15 protein-coding genes are annotated in these 23123 nt (G+C 44.7%); 4 read left to right on the forward strand and 11 right to left on the reverse strand.

What is annotated here, in order from left to right:
* Positions 1-7: 7 nt before the first annotated feature.
* Complete coding sequence (locus AC23N5_RS11675) at positions 8-1726, reverse strand: hypothetical protein (RefSeq protein WP_487755710.1); 1719 nt, start codon at positions 1724-1726, stop codon at positions 8-10.
* A gap of 292 nt (positions 1727-2018) precedes the next feature.
* Here AC23N5_RS11675 and AC23N5_RS11680 point away from each other — a divergent pair, with 292 nt between their 5' ends.
* On the forward strand, positions 2019-4973 hold the full coding sequence (locus tag AC23N5_RS11680; protein ID WP_487755711.1) for a hybrid sensor histidine kinase/response regulator transcription factor: 2955 nt from the start codon (positions 2019-2021) through the stop codon (positions 4971-4973).
* Between the two features lie 63 nt (positions 4974-5036).
* Here the strand turns inward: AC23N5_RS11680 and AC23N5_RS11685 are convergent, their stop codons facing one another.
* From AC23N5_RS11685 to AC23N5_RS11705, 5 genes are all read right to left on the reverse strand, one after another.
* Positions 5037-6806, reverse strand: a complete 1770-nt coding sequence (locus tag AC23N5_RS11685) for a RagB/SusD family nutrient uptake outer membrane protein (protein ID WP_487755712.1) — start codon at positions 6804-6806, stop codon at positions 5037-5039.
* Positions 6807-6825: 19 nt separating this feature from the next.
* Positions 6826-10377: a TonB-dependent receptor gene (locus AC23N5_RS11690; protein ID WP_487755713.1), complete on the reverse strand. Its 3552-nt coding sequence runs from the start codon at positions 10375-10377 to the stop codon at positions 6826-6828.
* Between the two features lie 228 nt (positions 10378-10605).
* Entirely contained in the window at positions 10606-11697 is a 1092-nt protein-coding gene (locus tag AC23N5_RS11695) for a FecR family protein (RefSeq protein ID WP_487755714.1), read from the reverse strand.
* A 136-nt stretch (positions 11698-11833) separates the two neighbouring features.
* Positions 11834-12418: an RNA polymerase sigma factor gene (locus tag AC23N5_RS11700; RefSeq protein ID WP_183976207.1), complete on the reverse strand. Its 585-nt coding sequence runs from the start codon at positions 12416-12418 to the stop codon at positions 11834-11836.
* A 107-nt stretch (positions 12419-12525) separates the two neighbouring features.
* Entirely contained in the window at positions 12526-13674 is a 1149-nt protein-coding gene (locus AC23N5_RS11705; protein WP_028524606.1) for a Gfo/Idh/MocA family protein, read from the reverse strand.
* A gap of 202 nt (positions 13675-13876) precedes the next feature.
* Here AC23N5_RS11705 and AC23N5_RS11710 point away from each other — a divergent pair, with 202 nt between their 5' ends.
* Complete coding sequence (locus AC23N5_RS11710; RefSeq protein ID WP_487755715.1) at positions 13877-15082, forward strand: MFS transporter; 1206 nt, start codon at positions 13877-13879, stop codon at positions 15080-15082.
* A gap of 100 nt (positions 15083-15182) precedes the next feature.
* Here the strand turns inward: AC23N5_RS11710 and AC23N5_RS11715 are convergent, their stop codons facing one another.
* Both AC23N5_RS11715 and AC23N5_RS11720 read right to left on the reverse strand, forming a co-directional pair.
* Positions 15183-15938 carry an RpnC/YadD family protein gene (locus AC23N5_RS11715; protein WP_487755716.1) on the reverse strand — a complete coding sequence of 252 codons (756 nt, stop codon included), beginning with the start codon at positions 15936-15938 and terminating at the stop codon, positions 15183-15185.
* 163 nt (positions 15939-16101) lie between these two features.
* The gene (locus AC23N5_RS11720; RefSeq protein ID WP_487755717.1) at positions 16102-16812 is read right to left on the reverse strand and encodes a tetratricopeptide repeat protein; all 711 of its coding nucleotides are present in this window, start codon (positions 16810-16812) and stop codon (positions 16102-16104) included.
* A gap of 155 nt (positions 16813-16967) precedes the next feature.
* Between AC23N5_RS11720 and AC23N5_RS11725 the strand changes: the two genes are divergently transcribed.
* Entirely contained in the window at positions 16968-17633 is a 666-nt protein-coding gene (locus AC23N5_RS11725) for a hypothetical protein (protein WP_487755718.1), read from the forward strand.
* 129 nt (positions 17634-17762) lie between these two features.
* On the opposite strand, the gene AC23N5_RS11730 is transcribed toward AC23N5_RS11725, so the two are convergent.
* Entirely contained in the window at positions 17763-18461 is a 699-nt protein-coding gene (locus AC23N5_RS11730; RefSeq protein WP_183976195.1) for an MIP/aquaporin family protein, read from the reverse strand.
* 72 nt (positions 18462-18533) lie between these two features.
* Complete coding sequence (locus AC23N5_RS11735) at positions 18534-20630, reverse strand: outer membrane protein assembly factor BamB family protein (protein ID WP_487755719.1); 2097 nt, start codon at positions 20628-20630, stop codon at positions 18534-18536.
* A gap of 79 nt (positions 20631-20709) precedes the next feature.
* Here AC23N5_RS11735 and purB point away from each other — a divergent pair, with 79 nt between their 5' ends.
* Positions 20710-22053: an adenylosuccinate lyase gene (gene purB / locus AC23N5_RS11740; protein WP_487755891.1), complete on the forward strand. Its 1344-nt coding sequence runs from the start codon at positions 20710-20712 to the stop codon at positions 22051-22053.
* A gap of 133 nt (positions 22054-22186) precedes the next feature.
* Here purB and AC23N5_RS11745 read toward each other — a convergent pair whose 3' ends face one another.
* Positions 22187-23116 (reverse strand): carbon-nitrogen hydrolase family protein, encoded by a 930-nt coding sequence (locus AC23N5_RS11745; protein WP_487755720.1) that lies wholly within the window; start codon positions 23114-23116, stop codon positions 22187-22189.
* Between the last annotated feature and the right edge of the window lie 7 nt (positions 23117-23123).

Consider the following 23123-nt stretch of genomic DNA (forward strand, 5'->3'; position numbering starts at 1 on the left):
TGATTGATTAAAAACGATTGATGTAGCCCACCGTTGCCGACACATACGTGCGCCCCGCCAATGTAGAACCCGACACTTGCGTGAAGCCCAGATTGGCCGAGAGGCTATTTTTTTTGTCCCAATTATACTGGGCGCTTTCGCGAAGATTAAAAGCCCCCGCGCTCGTTTCTAATGTCGCATCTTTTGAGTAGATGTATGACAAGGCGGTGTTGGTCGTCAGCTTGTTTTGGAGAAACCCTTTTTGGACATGAAACAACGGCCCCACCGAAAAGGAGTTCTGGGTACCAATGGAATTAAAACTTGTGTTGACCCCTACCCCAATGCTTTGGGCTTTTTGGGGTAATTGATAGTTGTAGGTAATGTCAGAATTGATAAAACCCGATTGTTGCCCCACGCGCACGACGTCGCCCTGCTTAGCAACGGACTGCATTTGAGAAACATTGACGTTGATGGTTTGCACTCTTGTCTCAGTTTGAGACAACGTATAATTGACAAATGCTGAAATATTCTGATTGATTTGGCGGTAATTAAGGGTATCTAATTGTTCAAAAGGATTCAATCTTCTGATTTCGTCAAAGGCTGTTCTCACAAAAGAATAGGAAGTAAAATTAGAAAACGTGATTCCTGCGTTTAAGCGTTGAGAAGGTGAAAACATGAGGTTTGCCATCCCGACCACGCGTCGTTGCCCCGACGATTTTTGGCGGGCAATGTCGTCTTGCTGAAGCCCCAAACTACCCGACAAGTTCACTTTTCCCGACCACAGGCTTTGGCTGTATTTAAGGGTAAGGTTCTCAAAATCATTGACAAAATAATAACCACCCAAGGTAATGTAGTCAGGATCGACTTTTTGGTATTCGATGCCGATAATGCCGTTGGATTTACTCAAATTGTAATTCATTCCAATACGGTAACTATTATACGACTGCCCCAACGATGATTTGTTTAGCAGCCAACCCGAAATTGATTTTTGACGGGCGATGCCATTGCTATCAGGCTGATTGGTATCGGCATTAAGCGAGCTGGAATGATAGGCGGCACTCACCTCTAATTTCCGAAAAAGCATGGTACTGAATTCTAAGCCCACCACCATGTTCTCTTTCGGCTGAGGGCGAAGTGGCTCAGAAAGGTGCGCCAACGAATTAGGCTTGTCTGCCGCATTAAAAAGGCTCAAGCCAAGGGTAAAATGGTCAGATTTATATACCGTTTTGACACCCATCCCCATGCGCCGATAGGTAGGAAGTTGTTGAAGCTCGGGATTGCCATCAGTCGCTTTAAAAAGACGCCCATACATGGCACTGACGCTCCACCGATTGGGCGTGAGGGTCAAGCCCACACCTTGAAACTGGTGACCGCTGAGCGAATAGGGAGAAAAAGACATAAAGCAAGTCCCTATTTCTGCCGAAATCCATTTATAGGAAGGCCGAAACGTGACGAAGTTGAAAGAGAAAGGCTGACTGTACGTAAACTTCCGATTGGAGTAATTGACACTCAACGGAAGGTTAAAATTTCGGTAGCTTACATTGAGATTTCCGCTCAAAAACAAACTAATGGGCGGAATATTGGTCGCTTGACTAGCAGTATAGACCACATTGCCGTTCAGACCACCGCTTACTTTTACTTTAGTATCCCCACCTTTCAAAGCACTCAAGTCAATGGCTTGGCCAAGACTGTCGAACCCAATGACCAGCCAAATGGAAACAATACAGGCAGTACATAGTTTATTCATAACTTTTCAAAAAAAGGGTAAAGGGCAGCCCAACGACCGAGGTTAGTTGGATTTCTACAAAGCTAATCGTACCCAAACCCTCCACACAATCACCAAAGTGTCATTTTATATACCTATATTGCATTAGGCAATTATGTCGCTTATTCAACTGTTTCCACACCTCAAAAAACAATCACTATTGTGTCGTTTTGTGTAAATATGTTGCATTTATATACCCTACTCACCCATGAGATGTTCTTATTATTTATTGGTACTGTTATTGCTGCCTGCCTTTACCTGTTGGGGCCAAATCATGCCAAAGCCACTCCAAGTGATTTCCGTCAAGGGGCATTTTTTTGGAGGAAGTGACATTACCAAAGATCGTTCTGGTCACTACTGGTTTGCGGGAAGAAAAGGTATGTGTCGGTACGATGGCAAACAAACTCAAATTTTTAAAGACCCACTTGCCGACAAAGAAGAATTTTACACCAAAGCCCGTGCCTCGTCCGACGGGAAAGTGTGGTTCAAAACCAGTCTAGGGTTTTCACTATCTTATTTTGACCCAAAACTCCAGAAAATTGTGCGCATCTCAGACAGCGCTTTGGTCATCAAAAAATACCTTTCTAAACATGGTTGTAATTTTCTATATCCCGACCAAAAAGGCATTTTATGGATTGGCTTAAATGAAGTTGGACTGTTAAGGTTTGACCCAACGCTCGATAACGTTGTCCAAGTTACCCCTAACAAAATCAACGTCAACGGCATTGTAGAAGATGCTGACCATAACCTTTGGCTGGCCACCAATCAGGGAGTTCAAAAATATACGCCCAGCACGGGGAAATTTACCGTTTTTTTGCATGATCCACTCAATGCCGAATCCCTCAGCAACAACCAGCCTATGAGCGTTGGCCTCCGTCAAAACGGAGATATTTTGGTAGGTTTTTCAAATCAGGTCAATGTCCTAACTCCTTCTACGGGCAAAGTGAAGCACATTCTTCTTCACTCCGTTCCTGAAAATAACCGCGTCGTTAACTTCGCCACCGACCGCGAAGGAAATGACTATTTTACGCATGGGTATTTGGTTTACCGTTATAATGACCGTGAAGGGCTACTTAGGATGGATTTGACTCCTTCTGGGCGATTTGCCTTCGCGATGATGATTGACTCCCAAAATCGGCTGTGGGTCGGGAATGCGAAGTATGTCAGGGTCTATGATTTAAACCAAACCCAACGTACGCAATTGTTCCACCCCATTTTCTTGACCGTCAATGGCAGCGTTATCAAAGATAACACCGAAAATTATTCGTACGTACGTGATGAAAAGGGCATTCCAATTGTCACCCTACAAGAAGGCGATAACCTGACCATTTATAGCGCTCCCGCAGCGCCCGCTAAGCTGTACGAATACAAACAATTATTGGATGGCGCCTCCGATAACGGATTGACCTTTTCTACCATGGCCAATCGCGTTACCTATAATCAAATGGATGCTGGCATTTTCAAGTTTACGACCACCCAGCGGGTTTCGGCCAACGAATGGAAAGAGGTTGGTTATCTCAAAATCATCGTAATCAAACCTTTTTGGAAAGAATGGTGGGCTATTTTATTGTACTTAGTTGTCGGATTTCTTGTTTTATACTTGGGTTTTAAAGAGTGGCAAAAACGCCGTAAGCTCAGAAAAGAACTGCGCCAACGACAGCAAGAAACCGAAGTATTAAAGCGAGTTGACGAGATGAAAACGCATTTTTTTTCCAACCTTACCCACGAATTTCGAACTCCTTTGACGCTTATTCTCAACGCTGCCGAACAATTGGAAGCCACCAACACCGATGCAATCGCCACACCCCGCATCAAATCCATTCAACAAAATTCACATCAATTGCTTCGATTGATTAACGAAATGCTGGATTTGACCAAAAAAGATGCAGGTAAGTTGGAAGTCATCGAAACCATTGGAAACCCCATCCAACAAACCGCCCAAATCGTCGGGGCGTTTGAAAGCATGGCGGGGAAGAAAAAACTCTCCCTCACTTTCTCCGCCGATGACCCAGGGTTTGCTTATTTTTATGACCACGATAAACTTGAAAAAATTGTTTATAATCTACTTTCTAATGCCATCAAGTTTACGCCTGAGGGTGGCAAAGTGGCTGTCAACGCGCAGATTTTATCCCAACAAGTATTTTTACTAAAAGTCAATGATACGGGAATCGGGGTCGCGCCCGAAAAACTACCGCATATTTTTGAACGATTTTATCAAGCCGATGCCTCATTTACCCGTCAGTATGCAGGTACAGGTATCGGATTAGCGCTGGTGAAAGAATTGGTCGAAATGATGGGTGGTACCATTAAAGCTGAAAGCATTCTTGCCTTGGGGAGTTCGTTTGTTGTTGAACTTCCTTTGAACGAAGCTACTGCTACCCAAGGCAAAGCCGCACCCGTTTCGTTGGAATTTACCCCTTCCGTTTCGCCAATAAATGAAACATCAGAAACGGGCACTCCGTCTGATAAACCACTTATTTTAGTCATTGAAGACAATGAAGAGCTTCGTCATTTTTTGGTAGAAAGTTTGCAAACTACCTACCAAGTAAAAGCCGCAACCAACGGAAAAGAGGGCATTGATATCGCTTTAGCTTCTTTACCCGACGTACTTATTACGGACGTAATGATGCCCTTGGCAGACGGCTACGAAGTGATTCAAACCCTCAAAAACGATGAACGTACCAGCCACATTCCGATGATTGTCTTGTCGGCAAAATCGTCTTTTGACAGCAAACTGAAAGGACTCTCCTTTGGTGCCGATGAATACATGAGTAAACCTTTTAGCCTTTCTGAACTGCTAATTCGGGTCAAAAACACCATCGCGATTCGCCAAAAATTACTTTTAAAAATTGGTACTTCTACCCCGCTTACGCCTGAACTTACGGCATCGCTACCACCCATTTTGATTGAAAAAGAACAGTTGTTCCTCCAAAAAATCAGGAACATCATTTTACAGAACCTGACCGAAGAATCGTTTGAGATAGAGACGTTGGCCCAGAAAGCCAATTTGAGTCGCTCGCAACTATATCGAAAAATCCAAGCCTTGACTCAACAAACTCCTTCTCAATTTATCCACCAAGTGCGTTTGGAACGTGCCAATGAATTGCTCAAAGAAGGAAACCTAAACGTAACCCAAGTAGCTTATGAGGTTGGGTACAGTTCGCAATCGTATTTTTCAAAGATGTACCAAGAATACTACGGCTACTCGCCCAAAAAAGACAAAGTGTAGAAAAACAAACGCGCTCGACCGTTGGCCGAGCGCGTGATAAATTACAAAATTCCTTACCAATCTCTACCAGCCAGCATTTTGGGTAAGTTTTGGATTGGTGATAATATCAGCCGTTGGGATTGGATAATAATAGTTTCGGTCTGTCCACTTACGGGGAATGTTGTTCAACCACGTCAATTCACCTGAAGTATCTCCCGAAATAAGTTGTGAGTTAGGCTTGCCCGCGATGGTAGGCGACACTTCCACGTAAGTCACTCCCGCAGGGCGCGACGATGGCAGCGTTTTGTAAAATGCTACGTCCAAAATCCCGTCTTCGTTCAAATCCATCGGCGTATTGAGCGACGGGACGTACATACCATTCCACTCCATTTGCATTAATTCTCCGCGTTTCCATCTTAAAATATCGTCAAAGCGGAAACCTTCCAAACAAAGCTCAATGCCACGTTCCCGACGTACTTCCAACACCACAGGGTCGGTAATGGCGGGGAAATAGTTGGATTGCAAGTAGCTATCAACGACCGTTGGTTTGGTCGTAAGTCCACCCGTGATGCCCGCACGCTTGCGCAAGGCCCCAATCGAAGCCGCCCAATCCGCGTCGGTGAGCGTTCCCAATTCAGCTTTTGCCTCGGCGTAGTTGAGTAATACTTCTGCAAAGCGGAAAATAGAAACAGAGTTTATGTTCAAGTCGCGGGTATCGTAATACATGTCATCCAGCGTCCACTTGATAGGCATATAGCCCGTGAAAGTATAGGAAAACAACGGTGGCGACGGTACCAACACACCCCCACTCGTCCGCTTGTAGTCGCCTACCCGAATGGTTTGTTGGAGACGCCTATCGCGTCCTTTTACCTCATCCTTAAACAACATGGTTTTGTAGGCTAGATTATTGGTAAAAGGCGTTCCGTCAATGTTCAAATACGTATTGATAAACGTCCGAATAAAGCTCGCTTTATCGCCGTAAGTACCACTTGTCCAATACCAGTTGGCATCGTTTAGGTTATTTAGGGCCAAATCACAGACCGCCGACAGCATCACTTCCGTTGTCACAGGTGCAGCGCTTATGAATACTTGACGGTACGATTTGTCCGTTCCCGAACCATCAAAAAGTTTATAACCACCTTCGTCCATTACTTTTTTAGCTGCCTCAGCCGCTTGGGTTAAAAACCCAGCGGCTGTATTTTGCAGCCCTAAGTTGGTGTGGTATTTTCGGAAAGTTCCTTCAAAAAGGCACACGCGCGCCTTAAATGCGTACGCAACGTACTTGGTCACTAAGCTTCTGGTTGGCTCGCTGCTCGTTGATATGTTTTGACACGCATAGTCCAAGTCGGCCACTACCGAATCCATCACTACACTACGTGGATCACGGCCTTTGAACAATAATTCAGTATCTGCCACGTCAAGCGCCTTACCGTACCAAGGCACATCACCAAAACGTTTGACCTTATCAAAATAAAACCAAGCGCGAAAGAACCGTGCAATACCTATGTAGTTTTTGCGAACGGCAAGGGGTACTTTGGGGTCGTTGCAGTTTTGGATAAAATAATTGATGTTTCTCAAATCTGACCAACTCCAACCTGTACTCACTTGGGCGCTGTAGTTGCCTTCGGTAATAAACGATGGCGACTCTCGCCGCGCCAAGTAGTCTGACATGGCATCGGCTCGATGGAGGTTTTTACCATTAAACAGCGTATAAAACGAGTTGGTATAAAGCACCAAGCCACTTTCGCTACCAAATATAGGGCCTTTTGAAGTCGTAGCTTCTGGTAGTTCCTCCAAATCACAACCCACACAGAAGGTTGCGACAAGTAATATAAGGATGTATTTAAGCTTCATAGTCGTACTTTTTTGGTGGTTAGAAAGTGATAGACAAACCAACGGTTACACTTTTCATAATTGGATAGTTGTAGGCATCGCCAGAGTTTCCGCCAGGGCTAAATACTTGGTCGGAAGCGACGGCACTTTCTACGTCAAAATCACGGGTATGTTTGTAAAGGGGTGATAATGACCAAATATTTTCAGCCGACAAGAAAACTCGTCCTGCCGAAGAACCAATTTTTGAAACGATGGCGCGGGGCAGATTATAACCAATTTGAATGTTTTTCAGACGCATATACGCCACATTTTGCAAGTAGCGGGTCTGGGCAGCGCTGAGGGTTCCGTTGGCATTACTAGCTATCCGCGACACATAGCGTGGGAAGTACGCATCGGGGTTTTGCTCCGTCCAGATATTTCCCAATTGGCTCTTAGGAATGTCTCCATAAGGACGGTTGTATTGTCCCCAAAATAGGTTTGCCTCTCTACTCGGATACCAATTTTGTTGTCCAACGCCCTGAATAAAAGCGGAGAAGAAGAAGTTATTCCAGTCTGCGCCTAGCATTACCCCGTAGGTATATCTCGGCGTAGAGTTACCAATGATAGAGCGGTCGCCTGGGTTTTCTACCCTTTCAGTACCTGGCGTAATGGCACCGTCTCCGTTGACATCCTTGAACTTAATATCCCCTGGAAACCAAAGCCCATTGGAAGCCGTTCTGAACAAATTCTGGCTCGCACTGTTTTTTACATCATCCGCAGACTTGAAAAAACCGTCGGTTTCGTAACCCCAAATTTCACCCAATACTTGCCCTTCGTAATAATCATTTAACAATTTTTGTGGGTTATTGTATTTGGTAATTACCGCCCTGTAATCTGCCAATGTTAGACGTAAATCAAAATTAAATGGCTTTGAACCAAGCGAAAATTTGTCGCGGTACGACAGCATGGTTTCCCAGCCTTTGGTTTCCAAATCGGCATAGTTACCCTTGGGTGCAGTCGCGCCAAAAACGGCAGGAAGCGTCAAACCCACCGTAAACATATCGGTTGTGGTTCGGATGTAGGCATCGGCTACAAAAGTCAACCGATTAGAAAGCATCGACAAATCAATCCCGATGTTCTTGGTGGTGGCGGTTTCCCACGTAAGCCCCTCAGGCAAAACCGTTGGGTTTCTGGTTTGCTGTGGCCGCTGACCTGCCAAAATCATGGATGATTGCGAAATAGAGAATTGCTCCAAGTAGGCATACGAGCTGATGTTTCCATTTCCTAATGAGCCATAAGATGCTCTCAATTTTAAGTCGGAAACAATCCGTTCTGATACTTTCCAAAAAGGCTCTTTGGATAACCTCCAACCGAAAGAGTACGATGGAAAAAAGGCAAACCGTTGATTGGCAGGAAATTTCGATGATCCATCGTAACGACCGTTTACTTCCAACAAATATCGGTCTTTGTACGAATAGTTAAGCCTTGCAAAACCTCCTTGAATTTTCCATCTTTCCCAGCCTCCCGTAGTGGTAATGGCCTGCCCAAGTGCTAGGTTGATGTCTTGTGCATCCTCAAAAATAAGTCCGTTACGTTGGGCAGATAACCGCTGATAGTTCGATTGCTCGTAGTTATACCCCACCATTGCTTTCAAATAATGGTTTTCCTTGAACGTATTTTCGTACTCCGTATAAAGGTTGGTCGTCATGTACGACGTTTCACGATACACATCATTAATAGAATTGGTCGTCGTTCCAACGTACGCTATTGTACCAGGTTTGACACTATAAGGCACAGGCACTGCCTTGATTCGGTCATTGTTGTCGGTATTTTGAATCGTAAAATCACCTTTGACTCTAAATTTGTCGTTGAAAAACTGAGATACAAATCCCGTCGTATTTCTAAACACCTTTTTGTTATTGTCAATGCCGTTTTTACCGTAGTAAAAATCACCAATGCTGTACGCTGCCGAAAAAGTGATGGTACCGTCGGGGTTCAACAAAGGAGCCAAAGGGTGACCTTCATCTGCAATATTGCGCCAAATACCCCCACCTTCGCCGACATTCGAAGGGTTGTGGTATTTCATGTCGGAATATTGCGACATGTTATTGATTTTCAACCAAGGGAATAGCTGAATCGAACCTTTACCTGTAAAGTTGAAAACCCGATAATCGTCCGAGTTGTAGCGAAACAAACCTTCTTGACCAAAATAACGACCCGTGATTAGGTAACTCGCTTTGTCGGTGCTTCCTGAGATACTCAGGTTGTGCTCGTTGGAGTTGTTAACATCTTTGTATAAATGCCCATAATAATCTGTACTGCCATAATACACATACTCGCCCGTTGCAGGATCAATTTCTACTTCTGGCAAGCCTCCTACTTCCGAGCGCCGTTTGAGTTCATTCAAATACGCCTGAGAAAACTTGAGGGTTTTATTGGCATTTTGGGGAAACGTTCCTCCAAAGTTGACGAATGATTCGGCAAACATGGAAGCCCACGTGTAGCCATCCGTAACCAAGTCAGGTCTTGCAATGGGCTTTTTGAACGAATAATTGGTTGAATAGGTAACGTTTGTTTTTCCCGCTGCTGGATTTTTTGTGGTAATCAACACCACTCCAAATACCCCCCTTGCTCCGTAAATTGAAGCCGAAGCCGCATCTTTCAACAAGGTAACACTCGCAATATCGTTGGGATTCAACAAACTTGGATCCCCCTCCACGTTATCAATCAACACCAAGGCATTTCCTCCTTGTCCAATCGAGGTCGTCCCCCGAATGTTAAAACTTGGTGCTTGGTTGGGCTTCCCATCCATCATCTTGATGTTAAGGTTGGGCAACACCCCTTGCATCCCTTGGTTCAGGTTGGTCATGGGGCGATTTTCAAATATCTCGCTCGTAACCATGTCCACCGCACCCGTCAAGTTGGCTTTCTTCTGAACGCCATAACCAACCACTACCACTTCGTTCAATGTTTTTAAGTCAGCTTTGAGCGAAATCAAAATAGAGGATTGGTTGCCAACCGTAATTTCTTGGGGACTATAACCCACATAACTGACAATCAAGACTGTTTTGTTATCAGGAACCACCAACGAAAATTCTCCGTTGGCGTTCGTCGTGGTACCACGTTGTGTGCCTTTTATCACAACACTCACCCCAGGAAGCCCCTCTCCTTTTTCGTCGTTGATGCGTCCTTTTACATTCTGCTCTATGGTTTGCATCGGCACATAGCTCCTTTTTTCGAGCATCTGAACATCCGCTTTGGTCAGAATAATGTACTCTCCCGATGCTTCATACGATAATCCCAACGGGCGCAGTAGTTTTTCAAGCACGACCGACAGCTGTTGGTTCGAAACCGTCAATGACACTTTGTCGTTTTTGGCAATCAGCTGCGGTAAATACGTAAATTTAACGTTAGCTGTTTTTTCAATGAGCGTCAATGCCGTTTTTAATGGCTTATTTTCGACCGAAAGGCTGATGTTACGATTCAGCGCTTCTTGGGCCAGTCCCTCACGCGCGACGGCCAAACCACTAAGCACGACACTAATCAGTAGTTGTAAACAGGTGATTCGCATAGCTATAAGCAACAGTTTGCGCTTTTTTGGTAAACTTTCCATACATTTGGTTTGGTTTTAGTTCAAGATTTTTTGGACAAAATCCCTCCCAGCACCCGAGAAATCGGGCAGTTGCAGCACAACAAAATGGAGGGGATAAAACTACAAGTCGGTAATGTTGCGACCATTGCCGACTTCGTTTTTTAAAGGAGTTAGGTAGTTATGGAGACATAGAGTTCTGTTTAAGTTTAGGATAGTTTAGTAGAGAGGAATAGCATTAATGTTCACAATTTAGGGACACCCACGGCCCGAAACCACAATTTCGGTTTCAACGATTTCGTAACGCGCCCCAATGGTTTTGCAAATGATGGTCAGCTTCGTAAAAAGCGATTCGTCTCCCAAAGGTGCCGTAACGGAGCAGTTTTTCATCACTTCTGCATCATACACAATATCGACGCCATAGGCCGTTTTAAGGCGTTGGAATACTTCAGCGATGGGGGTGTTTTCAAAGGTAAAATTGGGTGTTTCTACAGGTTTTGTAAGAATCGTAGGTTTATCCACCAATGCCTTGTTAAACTTCTCCATTTCTCGCTCAAAAGTGGCTTGCTGGTTGGGGGTTAAATACAAACTCTGCACCTGATAATTGGCATTTTGCTCCGATTTCTTCAATTCTGAGAGCGAATACACCATCACCTTGCCCGTTTTTACCGCCACTATTACTTCTTTGTCTTTGGCGTAAGCCCGTACCGTAAAGCTCGTTCCCAATACCCGCGTCACTAGGCCATTGGCATACACATAAAAAGGTTGAGCGGGATTGCGAACCACGTTAAAGAAACCCTCCCCCGTCAAAAATACTTCGCGCTTGTCGCCCACAAATTTTTCAATAAAACTCACTTTACTCCCTTTTTTCAGCACCACAGTACTGCCATCAGGCAAAGACGCCGTATAATCGGAATCGGTGTTATTGATTACTTCTACTTTTGCATTCTTTGTGGTGGTACTGTTCAGTGGCAAAGTCGCTACCATTGCTGGTGTATTGGGGACAAACGTGGCCCAAAACCATATGCCTATTCCCAACGCCACCACTACTGCTGCTGCCACCTTTCCCCACCATGGAAAAAATAAACGAGGTTGTTCTTCCTCCACTTGGCTTACTACTTTGGCAACTTCAATAGAAATTTCGTCGTCGTTGATGGCCGTCGGTTGGTTTTTAAGGGCTTCCAACAACTGCCTTGCTTGCTTCACAATTTCTTTTTTTTCAGGGTGTGCTTCCAGCCAAAACTCCCAAAATGCCGTATGCTTGTCCGACTCCCCCTTGACCCACTCGCCAAATGATTCGTCAGTTATAAAATCTTCTACCTCGAATTTACTATAATCTATCATAGAAAAAATAGTACTTATTACTGCTTTTATAAGGTATATCCAGACTTTGGCGGTCTATACTCATGAAAGTCAAAATTTATTATGCAAAAAAGAAGGTATTTCTCAGGCGGGGGAAATTTGGCGTGTTAACAAATTGTCAACACCTAGCCAAAATGAAATAGAGGGTTGTAAGAAAAAAGCGGTTTTTGAGCAAACGGAGGCCATTGTGGAGCAAATTGGCGACCGATTGACGATGAATATTCATTACCTCCGCGATTTGGTCATTGCTGAGGTCTTGGTAAAATTTCAAGAACAATACTTCTTGCTGCCGCTTGGGAAGATTTTTGAGGTGTAATTGCAGCTTGGCATTCATCTGCTGCGATGATTCAGCCGAAATGATAAACGATTCTTCGGGCTCCATAAACTCCAGTTCATCAAACTGGCCATCGGCTACCCGCAGGTGCTGTTTTTGAAGTTCTTTGAATAAACTATTCCGAATGATTTTGAGTAAGTACAATTTGGCATTTTCGTCGGGATTGATGTGGGCTCTTTTTTGCCACAACACCAACAGCGCATCTTGAATGACATCTTTTATAAGTTCACGGTCTTTGGTGAATTTACGTCCATAGTCAAACAATATCCGATAATAATGCGTCGAAATTTGTCCAAACGCATTTGTATCTCCCGATTTCAGGCGATCCCACAGCTCTCGCTCATCAAGATGTACTTGCGTCAATTTCATTCAAATAGCGAATCATGTTTTTTTGATTTAAGAGGTAACTAATGATGGTTTATTTTTCAAATAACATCCTGTACAACAACTATATACAGGATGTTATTTAAGCAATTTTATCCTTTAAACTTCACCCATTTGCTATTGCTTTTTCCCGAAGCGATGACCGTTTCGACAAATTGCATTCCACGGATACCGTCTTCGATGGTTGGGAAATCTAAATCAAATTCGTTTGGTTCTTCGCCATTCATACGCTTACGTACCGTACGGGCAAAATTGCGATAGACGTTGGCAAAAGCCTCCAAATACCCTTCTGGGTGACCAAACGGAATGCGTGAGTGGGCATTGGCTGAGTCTGACAATTGCCCCACCGATGGCTGATAAATCTGATAACCATCCGTGCTTTTGTGGTGTAAATATTGAGGTGTTTCTTGGTGCCAGTGCAAACTTCCCAACTCTCCGTAAATGCGAATATTCAGGCCGTTCCAATCGCCATTACAAATTTGGCTACAATGCAAAATTCCTCTTGCGCCGTTGTCAAAACGAAGCAAAACGTTGGCATCATCATCCAACACACGCCCTTCTACCACGCGGCTCACGTCGGCACACAGTTCCGTTATTTTCAAGCCTGTGATGTATTCGGCTAGGTTTTCTGCGTGGGTTCCGATGTCACCTACTGCCCCTGCAATCCCTGAGCGTTTTGGATCGGTACGCCATTCGGCTTGTTTCGACCCATCTTTTTCGACAGGAAACGACAACCAGCCTTGCGGGTATTCAACCACCACTTTACGAATCGCGCCGATGGCTCCGTTTTTGATACGTTGACGCGCTTCTTTCACCATCGGATAGCCCGTATAGTTATGGGTTAAGGCAAAAGTCAAGCCCGTTTTTTCAACAATTTCTTGCAATTTTCTAGCCTCACTCAACGAAAACGTCACGGGTTTATCACAAATCACGTGGAAACCGTTTTCGAGCGCCATTTTAGCTGGAGCAAAGTGCATGTGGTTAGGCGTCACAATCGACACCACGTCCATGCGGTCTTTACGACGTTTTTCTTTTTGAATCATTTCTTTGAAATCGCCATAACAACGCGACGGATCAAGCATAAGGTCTTCACCCGACGCTTTCGACTTTTCGGGCGTTGAGCTAAACGCACCGCATACTAGGTCAATCTCACCGTCGATAGCAGCCGCAATTCGGTGTACCCCTCCAATGAAAGCCCCACGGCCTCCACCAACCATGCCCATTCTAATTTTTCGAGCCATATTTTTAATTTTTAAATTTGGTGTTTTAGTTACAAGGTTAGTTTGATTCTATCATTTTCGCCATTCACGAGCGAAGTACTTTTACATTCACAAAGTAAAAAAAAGCCTTTTTCTCACGAAAATTGGGTAAAAAAAATCGTACGCCTACTTTAGTCCACTGGAAGTAATATGTTTCATACCCTTCAACCAAACCTTTCAAACAATGATTAACAAAGACAGATTGTTTTACGGTAGTTGCTTTGCGCTGATTACCACTGCGTTCTCGTTCAGTATCCGTGCAGGTATCCTAGACCAACTAGCCAAACAGTACGGCTTCTCAGGCGAGCAATTAGGAACTATCAACTCCATGTGGTTCTTAGGTTTCCCCATCTCCATGATTGTTGGAGGTTTAATTTACAACTCAGTAGGTGGCAAAAAAATCATGCAGTTTGCATTTTTGGCACACACTATCGGTATTTTATTAACAATCTTTTCGGGTGGAAACTACATGACCTTGTTGATTTCAACCCTTCTTATCGGTTTGGGCAACGGCTGTACAGAAGCCGCTTGTAACCCGATGATTGCCGACGCGTACGATGGTAATAAAATGAATGCCATGTTGAACAAATTCCACATGTGGTTTCCAGGTGGAATTGTGATTGGTTCGTTGATTTCTAAATTTATGACTGAAGCCAACACTGGTTGGGAAGCACAAATTTGGATTATTCTTCTTCCAGCTATTATTTATGCTTATCTTTTCTGGGGACAAGAGTTTCCAAAACCAAAAAACGAAGTGGCTGCATCGGTGGGCGAAAACATCAAAGCCATGCTTTCACCGTTGTTTATATTCATGTTTGCTTGTATGGCCTTGACAGCGATTTCAGAATTCGGCCCTCAGCAGTGGGTAGGCTTGATTTTGAGTAAGTCAGGTGCTGACCCAATGTTGCTTCTTGCGATTACGACAGGTACAATGGCCGTGGCTCGTTTCTTTGCAGGACCCGTAATTCACAAAATCAGCCAAACGGGGGTTCTTCTTGTTTCGGCCGTTTTGGCAACCATTGGTTTGTTCTTATTGAGCAAAGTAACGGGTGGAACTGCCTACGCTGCGGCTTTTGTATATGCCTGCGGTATCGCTTATTTTTGGCCAAACATGGTTGGATTTGTGGCTGAAAAAATCCCTGCGAGTGGCGCCCTTGGAATGTCGGTAATTGGTGGGGTTGGGATGTTCTCAAGCTCTATTTTCCAGCCAATTATTGGTAACTGGATTGATGGCGCTAAAACTGAGGCAGCCGCTCAAGGTTTCCAAGGCGATGCACTTGAATTGGCTGCTGGACAAGCGACACTGAGCACGATGGTAGCTTTCCCTGCCATTCTTATCGTTGCCTTTATCGGTTTGTACTTCTGGACAAAGAACCTTAAAAAAGCGTAATGATATTGTTGTCGGTTAATTCTTTGCCGACTGTTACAAATAAAGCCTCGCCGAATGATTCGGCGAGGCTTTATTTGTAGATTCTTTTTTCATATAAAATCTACTTGTCACTAAGTTTTTTATGTACAGATTTAACAAAATCCACAGTAGTACCTGTAATGTCTGCAATTTGCTCAAAAGGTAAATTTAACTTCTGGAGCAAATTAGTGACAAACTTCGTTAACTCTTTCTCCCTAGCATTTGCTTCTCCTTTATCAAGACCTCTCAAAAATAGAACGTCTCTTTCTTCTTTAATATATTCTGCGATACTATCCATAGCGTTTTTTAAATTTAATTCTAAATTACGAAGTTGAGCTAATACACGCAACTGATTGAAGTACCTATTTAACGAAAATTCTCCATTGCTAGTTTCTTTGACACGCACCAATATCTGTTTTAAAGCATTTTCAGGATTTTCACTCTGAAAATTTGCTAAAATAGCCAAAATAACTTCTTCAGGCTTATCCGATTTAAGAAAAATATGGTAGTCCAACGTCGAAAGTGAGACCAGCGGAAATTTAAACTTTAGCATTTCCCTATTAAGCTGGGTTACCATAGTTGGATGGTCAGCGCCAAGAAATATAACAAACTGCCTTATTGGCAACTTGTATTTTCTTTCAAGCATGATAAAATATTCTGCCATACGATAAACCATTTCAGGCTCATCTTTAACTTGAAACTCTATCTGAACTACAAAAGTATCCCCTTTAGCATCAGTTACCTTTTTGAGTACATCAGGCTTCCGCTCTTTGGTGTGCTGTATGTCGTCAGGTAATTCTTCTATAAAAACAGCTGTAATTTCAAGTACATTTTGCATGATACTTAAAATTACAGCTTCGATATTCTCTTTTAATATCTTATCGTATTGGGCGGATTGCCGCCCACTTGATTGGCGTTTTTTTTTATCTCCATGGGGTAAAGTTACAGAAAATACTTAGATAAATTCCATCCTTTTGCCATACTCCAAGTCCAGTCTGCCATTATTTACAATTCTGTTCCAGTGCTTCTTTCGCGGCAGGATAACCAAGTTTATCGGCTTGTTTGAGGTTAAGACAACCTGCTTCTTTTTGCTGCTCCATCAATTGGGCTACGCCCAACGCGTGGAAAGCCTTGCCAAACTTTGCATCACTTTTTACAGCGTTTTCAAACTGAATAACTGCTCCTTTAAAATCGCCTTTTTGAAATATAATATTTCCTTTGTTGTAATACGCCAAGGCATTTTTTGAATCCAGCCCAATTGCTTTATCAAAATCGTTGAGTGCTCCGTCCATTTGCCCCATTGCCGCCAAAAGTTGCCCCCGATTCACAAACAGCTCGGCATTTTTATCTTCCAATCGAATGGCTTCTGCGTAGTCTTTTAAAGCGCCTTCGGTATCGTTTTGAGCTACTTTTAGCATCGCACGGTTGTAGTAAGGACGATAATAATCAGGCTTCACTTTGAGGGCTTGCTCATAATCCAGCAATGCGTTTTGGAATTCTTTCAATTCGTAATAGACCACCCCACGCGCGTTGAGGGCTTCAAAATTGCCATTATCGCGTTCGATGGCTTTATTGAGGAAGGGCAATGCTTCGCTAAATTTGCCTTCTTTCATTAACTCTTTTCCTTTTTCTAGCATACCTTCTGACGAGAAACTACAGGCCTGAAAAAGAACGACAAGCACTCCTACTATTATGGTGATGAGGTATTTCATTGATTTTTGGTTGATTTTACGCCGCCAAAGATACAGGTGAAACACCGTGATACCAATTTCGGGTAAAATGTCATTGTTTTATATGCCAAAAATTCACTTCTTTACAGTACAGTTATTCACTGATAATCAACCGCATACAAACGCCTCTCACAACAATGAAAACACTATTTTTAGCCTTAATCGTCGGATTTATTGCTACTTCTTCAGCCCTTGCCCAGCTCTCCAATGATAATTCGCTGAATGTTCAAATCGACGGGAAAGAATTCAAAACAGCCCCGCGTCGAATACGAATGGGCAATGTTTGGTATATTACTGCCAACGCCACTAGTCCCGACAAATCGTTACGGTTTTGGTTTGCCACTTGGAGCAACAGCGATACCCCCGAGGTAGGGTTATATAAAATTGTGGATGAAGATTTTAACGGTGAAAAATATTGGCAGTCGCTCCTATCGGAAGGTAAATACAAAGGTGTCGCCTATGTAAAATACGTGGAAGAAACGCGTTCACCCCGTATGGAGTACCATGTCGGGAAGTCGAAACGAGAAAATGGCGGTGAGATTGAGGTAGTGAAAGCCGAAAATGGTTATTTGGAAGGCAAGTTTTCGTGTGTCCTTGATGGAACGCATTTTAAAGAAAAAACATCAGCAACAGCTTTGGGCGGTCTTGGAAGGCTGAAAAGCAAACTGGAAGATAAAGTTTTTACCAGTGCCACGGGCTATGACTCCGACATTGACCCAGAAGGAAGAGGCTACAAAAAAACGGATGATAAAGACGAAATCAAACTAACAACGGGAGTCTTCAAGCTAAAATTTGAGAAATAAGCGTCAAAAATGGGTAGTAAACACATAGTGCACCTAGAATTTTCACAATACATAGTGCTATTTCTATGTGTTTATTCTACTGTGCTCTATGTGTTTTAAATTGGCTGGCACTCACATTAAGCACCCCTGCTAAAGCAATAAAAGACCTGCAATCATCGCTCCTACAATCGGGCCTGCCACTGGAATCCACGAGTATTGCCAATCAGAATCGCCTTTACCTGCAATGGGCATAATGGCATGAATGATGCGAGGGCCTAAGTCGCGGGCAGGGTTAATGGCATAACCCGTCGTTCCTCCCAATGAAAGACCAATCGCCCACACTAAAATACCTACGGCAAAAGGGCCTAAGCCCGTAGTCACTGCCCCGATGCCTTTGATACCTACAAGAAGAACGATTGTTCCAAGGACTTCACTAAAGAAATTTGACCCCGTCGAACGAATGGCAGGCTCTGTACAAAAAGTAGCCCGCTTGGCTCCTTTGTCTTCGGTGCGTGCGTAATGCGGTAAATGAAACAACCACACGGTAATCGCACCCAACATGGCTCCTATCATCTGCGCCGTGATATAACTAACCACTTTACTGTATTCGTTTTTGGCAATGGCCATAGCCACCGTAACGGCAGGGTTTAAATGCGCATCGTACCCGCCAAAAGCTTGGGAGACAAACACGCCCATCGTCACGGCAAAAGCCCAACCTGCGGTAATGACAATCCAGCCGCCATTGTTGCCTTTGGTATCTTTGAGAACAACGTTGGCAACCACACCGTTGCCAAGAATAATAAGCACCATCGTGCCCAAAAGTTCACCTAAAAAAGGAGAAGGAGTCATCAGCGTTTTTAGTAGTTAGAAGGTTAAAGGATTGTTAGGATTAGTTTTTTCGCAATTAAGTACAAATTTATCTTATGGCAATGCAAAAGCCACGTATTTATCACCCGACTTGGTTTTCAACTTTCCTCCGCCACAGGCTATGACTACGTACTGTTTACCATTCACAACGTACGTACTTGGTGAGGCATAACCCGCCGCTGGTAGTTGGGTCTGCCAAAGTATTTTCCCTGTTTTTTTGTCAAAAGCCCGTAAGCGTTCGTCGCGGGTCGCGGCGATAAAAAGTAATCCGCTCCCTGTCACTAGCGGCCCGCCATAGTTGTCCGTTCCCGTAGGTGCAATTCCCTTGGCGGTTAGTTCGGGATATTCGCCCAACGGCACTTGCCAAAGTCGGTCGCCCGTATTCAAATCCGTAGCCGTCAATGTCCCCCACGGAGGAGCACTTATCGGATACCCGTTTCGGTCGTACCAACGGTTGTAACCCGTATGCTGATATGGAATGAGGCCTTTTTGTGAGCTAGCCACCTGAATATCTTGCTGTTTTTGGAACAAAAAATCGACAATTGCTTTGTTTTCTGCCGCTGAGAGATGCACAAACGACGGCATCATGGCACGGCCTTTGGTAATCAAATTTTTGACGGCATCTTCCGAAAGTCGTTTTGAAACGGTCAGCAAAGAAGGGTACGAGCCATCGTGGTTGCCTCGGCGGTCTTCACCGTGGCACGCCGAGCAATACTGGCGATACAACTGTTTTCCTGTCGTAGTTTTTGCGTTTGACTCTTGTTTACGAGATACGAGCGATGTATAAACAGGAATTTCTTTGGAAGGAATATACATCACTCCCTGCGGGTCGGTGGCAGCGCCGCCCCATTGCCCGCCGCCGTCGGTACCAGGAAAGAAAATGGTCATGTCTTTGCCAATTGGAATATATGCACTCCCCGTACGGGCTTTTCGGATCAAGGCCACCAACGAATCACGGTCAGCCACGAAAGAGTTTAGGTCTTTTTCGGTAAAACTTTGTCGGGCAAAATAGGTCGGTTTGAGCGGAATAGGCTGCGTTTTTGACGGAAATTCACCCGCCACGGCGTCAAACGTAAACGTTCGATTTTCGATAGGGAAGAGCGGTTTTCCACTCACTCGGTCAAACACAAAAATGTAACCTTGTTTGGTAATTTGCGCCACAGCGTCTATTTTTTTTCCGTTTTGGACAACTGTTACCAAATTGGGAGGAGCAGGCACGTCGCGGTCCCAAATATCGTGACGCACCAACTGGTAATGCCAAAGCCGTTTACCAGTGCGAACGTCCAAAGCCAGCAAACAATTGGCAAAAAGGTTATCGCCTTTGCGATTTCCGCCATAAAAATCGAACGCTGCCGAGCCTGTGGGTGCGTACAAAATCCCCCGCTGGCGGTCCAAGGCCATTCCCGCCCACGCATTCGCTCCTCCGATATGTTGTCGGGCTTTAGCTGGCCAAGATGTAGCGCCCATTTCACCCGCTTCAGGAATGGTGCGAAACGTCCAAATGCGTTTTCCTGTTCGCACGTCATAGGCCCGAATATCACCAAGCAAAGCCGATTCACTTTCCGACACCCGCGTGCCGACGATAATTTTATCCTCAAAAATGGCATTGGGCGTATTTGAAACCACGTAATCGTCGGCCGTAGGGCGTTCAATGCCCGTTTTTAAGTTGATTCGTCCGTTTTCTCCAAACGAAGAGCGAAGCTTTCCCGTTGCAGCATCCACGGCATATAGCCATTTTCCCGCCCCAAAAAAGATTGTTTTTTCAGTTCCTGCTGCCCAGTAACTTACCCCACGACTTGTTGTTCCTTCCGTCTCAGTCACGTTTGTTTTCCAAAATTCCCTCCCCGTCGTAGCATCCAAGGCAAACGCTTGGGTATTGGCCGAAACGCCGTACAAAACCCCATCAATCACAATGGGATTGCACTGCATTTGGGTACGGTGAAAAACCGTATCGGCCCCACCCGAGGCATACGTCCAAGCCACTTTAAGTTGACCGACGTTTTCGGCCGAAATCTGGCTCGCCTCCGAATAATGGCTTCGGGTCGCGTTTCCATTGTATTCGGGCCAATCCAACGACAAATCATTTGCTTCACGGAAAGCCACTAATGCCATAAGCCCTCCTGCTATACCAAGTAGAATGCGATGTTTCATACTTCCAAAAGCATTTTCGAGCGTTTTCTACCAAATCTTTGGCATGGATGGCGTATCTTTGCATTTTAGTAACCAAGCTATGCAATTAAATACCCTCACAGCTATCTCGCCCGTCGATGGACGTTACCGTCGTCAAGTTGAAAAACTCGCCCCTTATTTCTCGGAATTTGGGCTTATTCGCTACCGAATTCGCATCGAAGTCGAGTATTTTATCGCCCTTTGCGAACTTCCTCTTCCTCAATTGGAAGGTTTCGACAAAACCATTTACGCCGACTTACGTGCTTTGTATCTTGACTTTACGGAAGCTGATGCTTTGCGAATCAAAGAAATCGAGTCGGTTACCAACCACGACGTAAAAGCCGTAGAGTATTTCATCAAAGAAAAACTCAAAGACAAACAGCTTGATTCGTATTTGGAATTTATCCACTTTGGACTTACGTCGCAAGACGTTAACAATACCTCGATTCCGCTTTCGCTCAAAGAAGCCATTACGGACGAAATTTTGCCAACATTTGAAGAGGTTGTTGTCAAGCTGAAAGCTTTGGCCGAAGAATGGAAACACATTCCGATGTTGGCCCGTACGCACGGACAACCTGCCTCGCCTACGCGTTTGGGAAAAGAGTTTGGGGTGTTTATCGAACGTCTTGAGAAACAACTTGCGATGATTCAGGCCATCCCTTACGCTGCAAAATTTGGCGGGGCAACGGGCAACTTCAACGCGCACCATGTGGCTTATCCTGACATTGACTGGGTGGCATTTGGGAACAATTTTGTCAACGAAACACTGGGATTGTCGCGCAGCCAACTGACGACCCAAATCGAGCATTACGACATGCTTGCGGCGTTGATGGATACATTTAAGCGCTTAAATACCATTCTCATCGACCTCGACCGCGATGTTTGGACGTACGTTTCGATGGAGTATTTTAAGCAAAAAATCAAAGCAGGCGAAGTAGGCTCGTCGGCCATGCCACACAAGGTCAACCCCATTGATTTTGAAAATTCAGAAGGAAATTTAGGCATTGCCAACGCCGTTTTTGAGCATTTGTCAGCCAAACTTCCTATTTCTCGCCTCCAACGCGACCTAACCGACTCGACTGTCCTTCGTAACCTTGGCGTACCGCTTGGTCATACCATCATCGGTTTGAAGGCATTGTTGCGAGGTTTGGGCAAACTTGAATTAAACGAAACCGCTTTCTACGCCGACCTCGACAACAACTGGGCAGTAGTAGCCGAAGCAATTCAAACCATCTTACGTCGCGAGGCTTACCCGCAACCTTACGAGGCACTGAAAGCCCTTACGCGTAAAAACGAAAAAATCACCTCCAATACGATTGCTGAGTTTATTGATTGCCTCGAAGTATCGGAAGCAATTAAAGAAGAACTACGCGCGATTTCTCCCTTTAGTTACACGGGCGTGTAGCGTTTTTTGTGGTGCAGGTTGCTCACCGCTCGTGGTGCAGGTTGCTCACAACCTGCACTATACATCGACTAAAGCAGGTTGTGAGCAACCTGCACCACGATATAGGCAACCTGCACCACGCAAACCCTCCTTTTTATATTTTACAAATGGGAGGTTGCCCTTTCACTTCCAACGAAAAAACGTCGGGACGCGCATAGTGCCCGACCACGTCAAAATCCAATTTACTTTTAGCCAGCACCGAGAAATCCAACTCTGCCGTCAGCAGTCCTTCTACGTTCCAAAGTGGCCCCGCTAAAACTTCCCCCAAAGGCGAGATAATCACACTTCCACCTGCGCTCATGATGTCGGGTTCTTCGATTAAGTCTTCTTGGTAGCGTTCGGGGTAATCTGACTTTCGTACAAACTGGTTGGCCGCTAACACAAAGCAGCGTCCTTCCAACGCCACGTGTTGCATGGTAGCTTGCCACGATTCGCGGGCGTCAGCCGTAGGAGCCAAATAAATTTCGACCCCCTGCTGGTACATCGACATGCGCGCGAGAGGCATATAATTTTCCCAACAAATCAGCCCTCCAACTCGACCCACTTTGGTATCAAACGCCATGAGTGTACTTCCATCGCTTTCAGCCCAAATGTACCGCTCAAGCCCCGTAGGTTTTAATTTCCGATGTTTGCCCACCAGCACTCCCTCTTGATTAAAGTAGAACAAAGCACAATGCAACGACCCACCGACAGGTTCCCGTTCGGTCACGCCCAACGCCACATACATTCCTGCTTGACGAACAGCTTCGCCAATTTTTTGCACTTCTTCCGAGTCAGCTTCGATGCTATTTGCCCAATAGTCGAGCCAATGCGCGCGGCTTTTGTCCGTTCGACGACCAACGCGGGAATCAAAATCGAGCCCGCGCGGATAACAAGGAATAAAAGACTCAGGAAAAAGCAGCAGTTCACACTGCGCTTTGGCCGCCTTTTCTATCCACTCAATGACCCGTTCGACGGTTTTAGCCTTATCAAAAAGAAAAGGAGTTGCTTGCACAACCCCTACCTTTACTTGTTTAAAATTCATCGTGCTC

Source organism: Runella sp. R5_40 (assembly GCF_057652295.1).

Bases quoted from the DNA above. Each gene is read 5' to 3' on its own strand.
- AC23N5_RS11735 (WP_487755719.1), bottom strand. From the start codon at position 20,630: ATGAAACATCGCATTCTACTTGGTATAGCAGGAGGGCTTATGGCATTA.
- AC23N5_RS11710 (WP_487755715.1), top strand. From the start codon at position 13,877: ATGATTAACAAAGACAGATTGTTTTACGGTAGTTGCTTTGCGCTGATT.
- AC23N5_RS11695 (WP_487755714.1), bottom strand. From the start codon at position 11,697: ATGATAGATTATAGTAAATTCGAGGTAGAAGATTTTATAACTGACGAA.
- AC23N5_RS11720 (WP_487755717.1), bottom strand. From the start codon at position 16,812: ATGAAATACCTCATCACCATAATAGTAGGAGTGCTTGTCGTTCTTTTT.
- AC23N5_RS11715 (WP_487755716.1), bottom strand. From the start codon at position 15,938: ATGCAAAATGTACTTGAAATTACAGCTGTTTTTATAGAAGAATTACCT.
- AC23N5_RS11705 (WP_028524606.1), bottom strand. From the start codon at position 13,674: ATGGCTCGAAAAATTAGAATGGGCATGGTTGGTGGAGGCCGTGGGGCT.
- AC23N5_RS11690 (WP_487755713.1), bottom strand. From the start codon at position 10,377: ATGGAAAGTTTACCAAAAAAGCGCAAACTGTTGCTTATAGCTATGCGA.
- purB (WP_487755891.1), top strand. From the start codon at position 20,710: ATGCAATTAAATACCCTCACAGCTATCTCGCCCGTCGATGGACGTTAC.
- AC23N5_RS11685 (WP_487755712.1), bottom strand. From the start codon at position 6,806: ATGAAGCTTAAATACATCCTTATATTACTTGTCGCAACCTTCTGTGTG.
- AC23N5_RS11730 (WP_183976195.1), bottom strand. From the start codon at position 18,461: ATGACTCCTTCTCCTTTTTTAGGTGAACTTTTGGGCACGATGGTGCTT.
- AC23N5_RS11745 (WP_487755720.1), bottom strand. From the start codon at position 23,116: ATGAATTTTAAACAAGTAAAGGTAGGGGTTGTGCAAGCAACTCCTTTT.
- AC23N5_RS11675 (WP_487755710.1), bottom strand. From the start codon at position 1,726: ATGAATAAACTATGTACTGCCTGTATTGTTTCCATTTGGCTGGTCATT.
- AC23N5_RS11725 (WP_487755718.1), top strand. From the start codon at position 16,968: ATGAAAACACTATTTTTAGCCTTAATCGTCGGATTTATTGCTACTTCT.
- AC23N5_RS11700 (WP_183976207.1), bottom strand. From the start codon at position 12,418: ATGAAATTGACGCAAGTACATCTTGATGAGCGAGAGCTGTGGGATCGC.
- AC23N5_RS11680 (WP_487755711.1), top strand. From the start codon at position 2,019: ATGCCAAAGCCACTCCAAGTGATTTCCGTCAAGGGGCATTTTTTTGGA.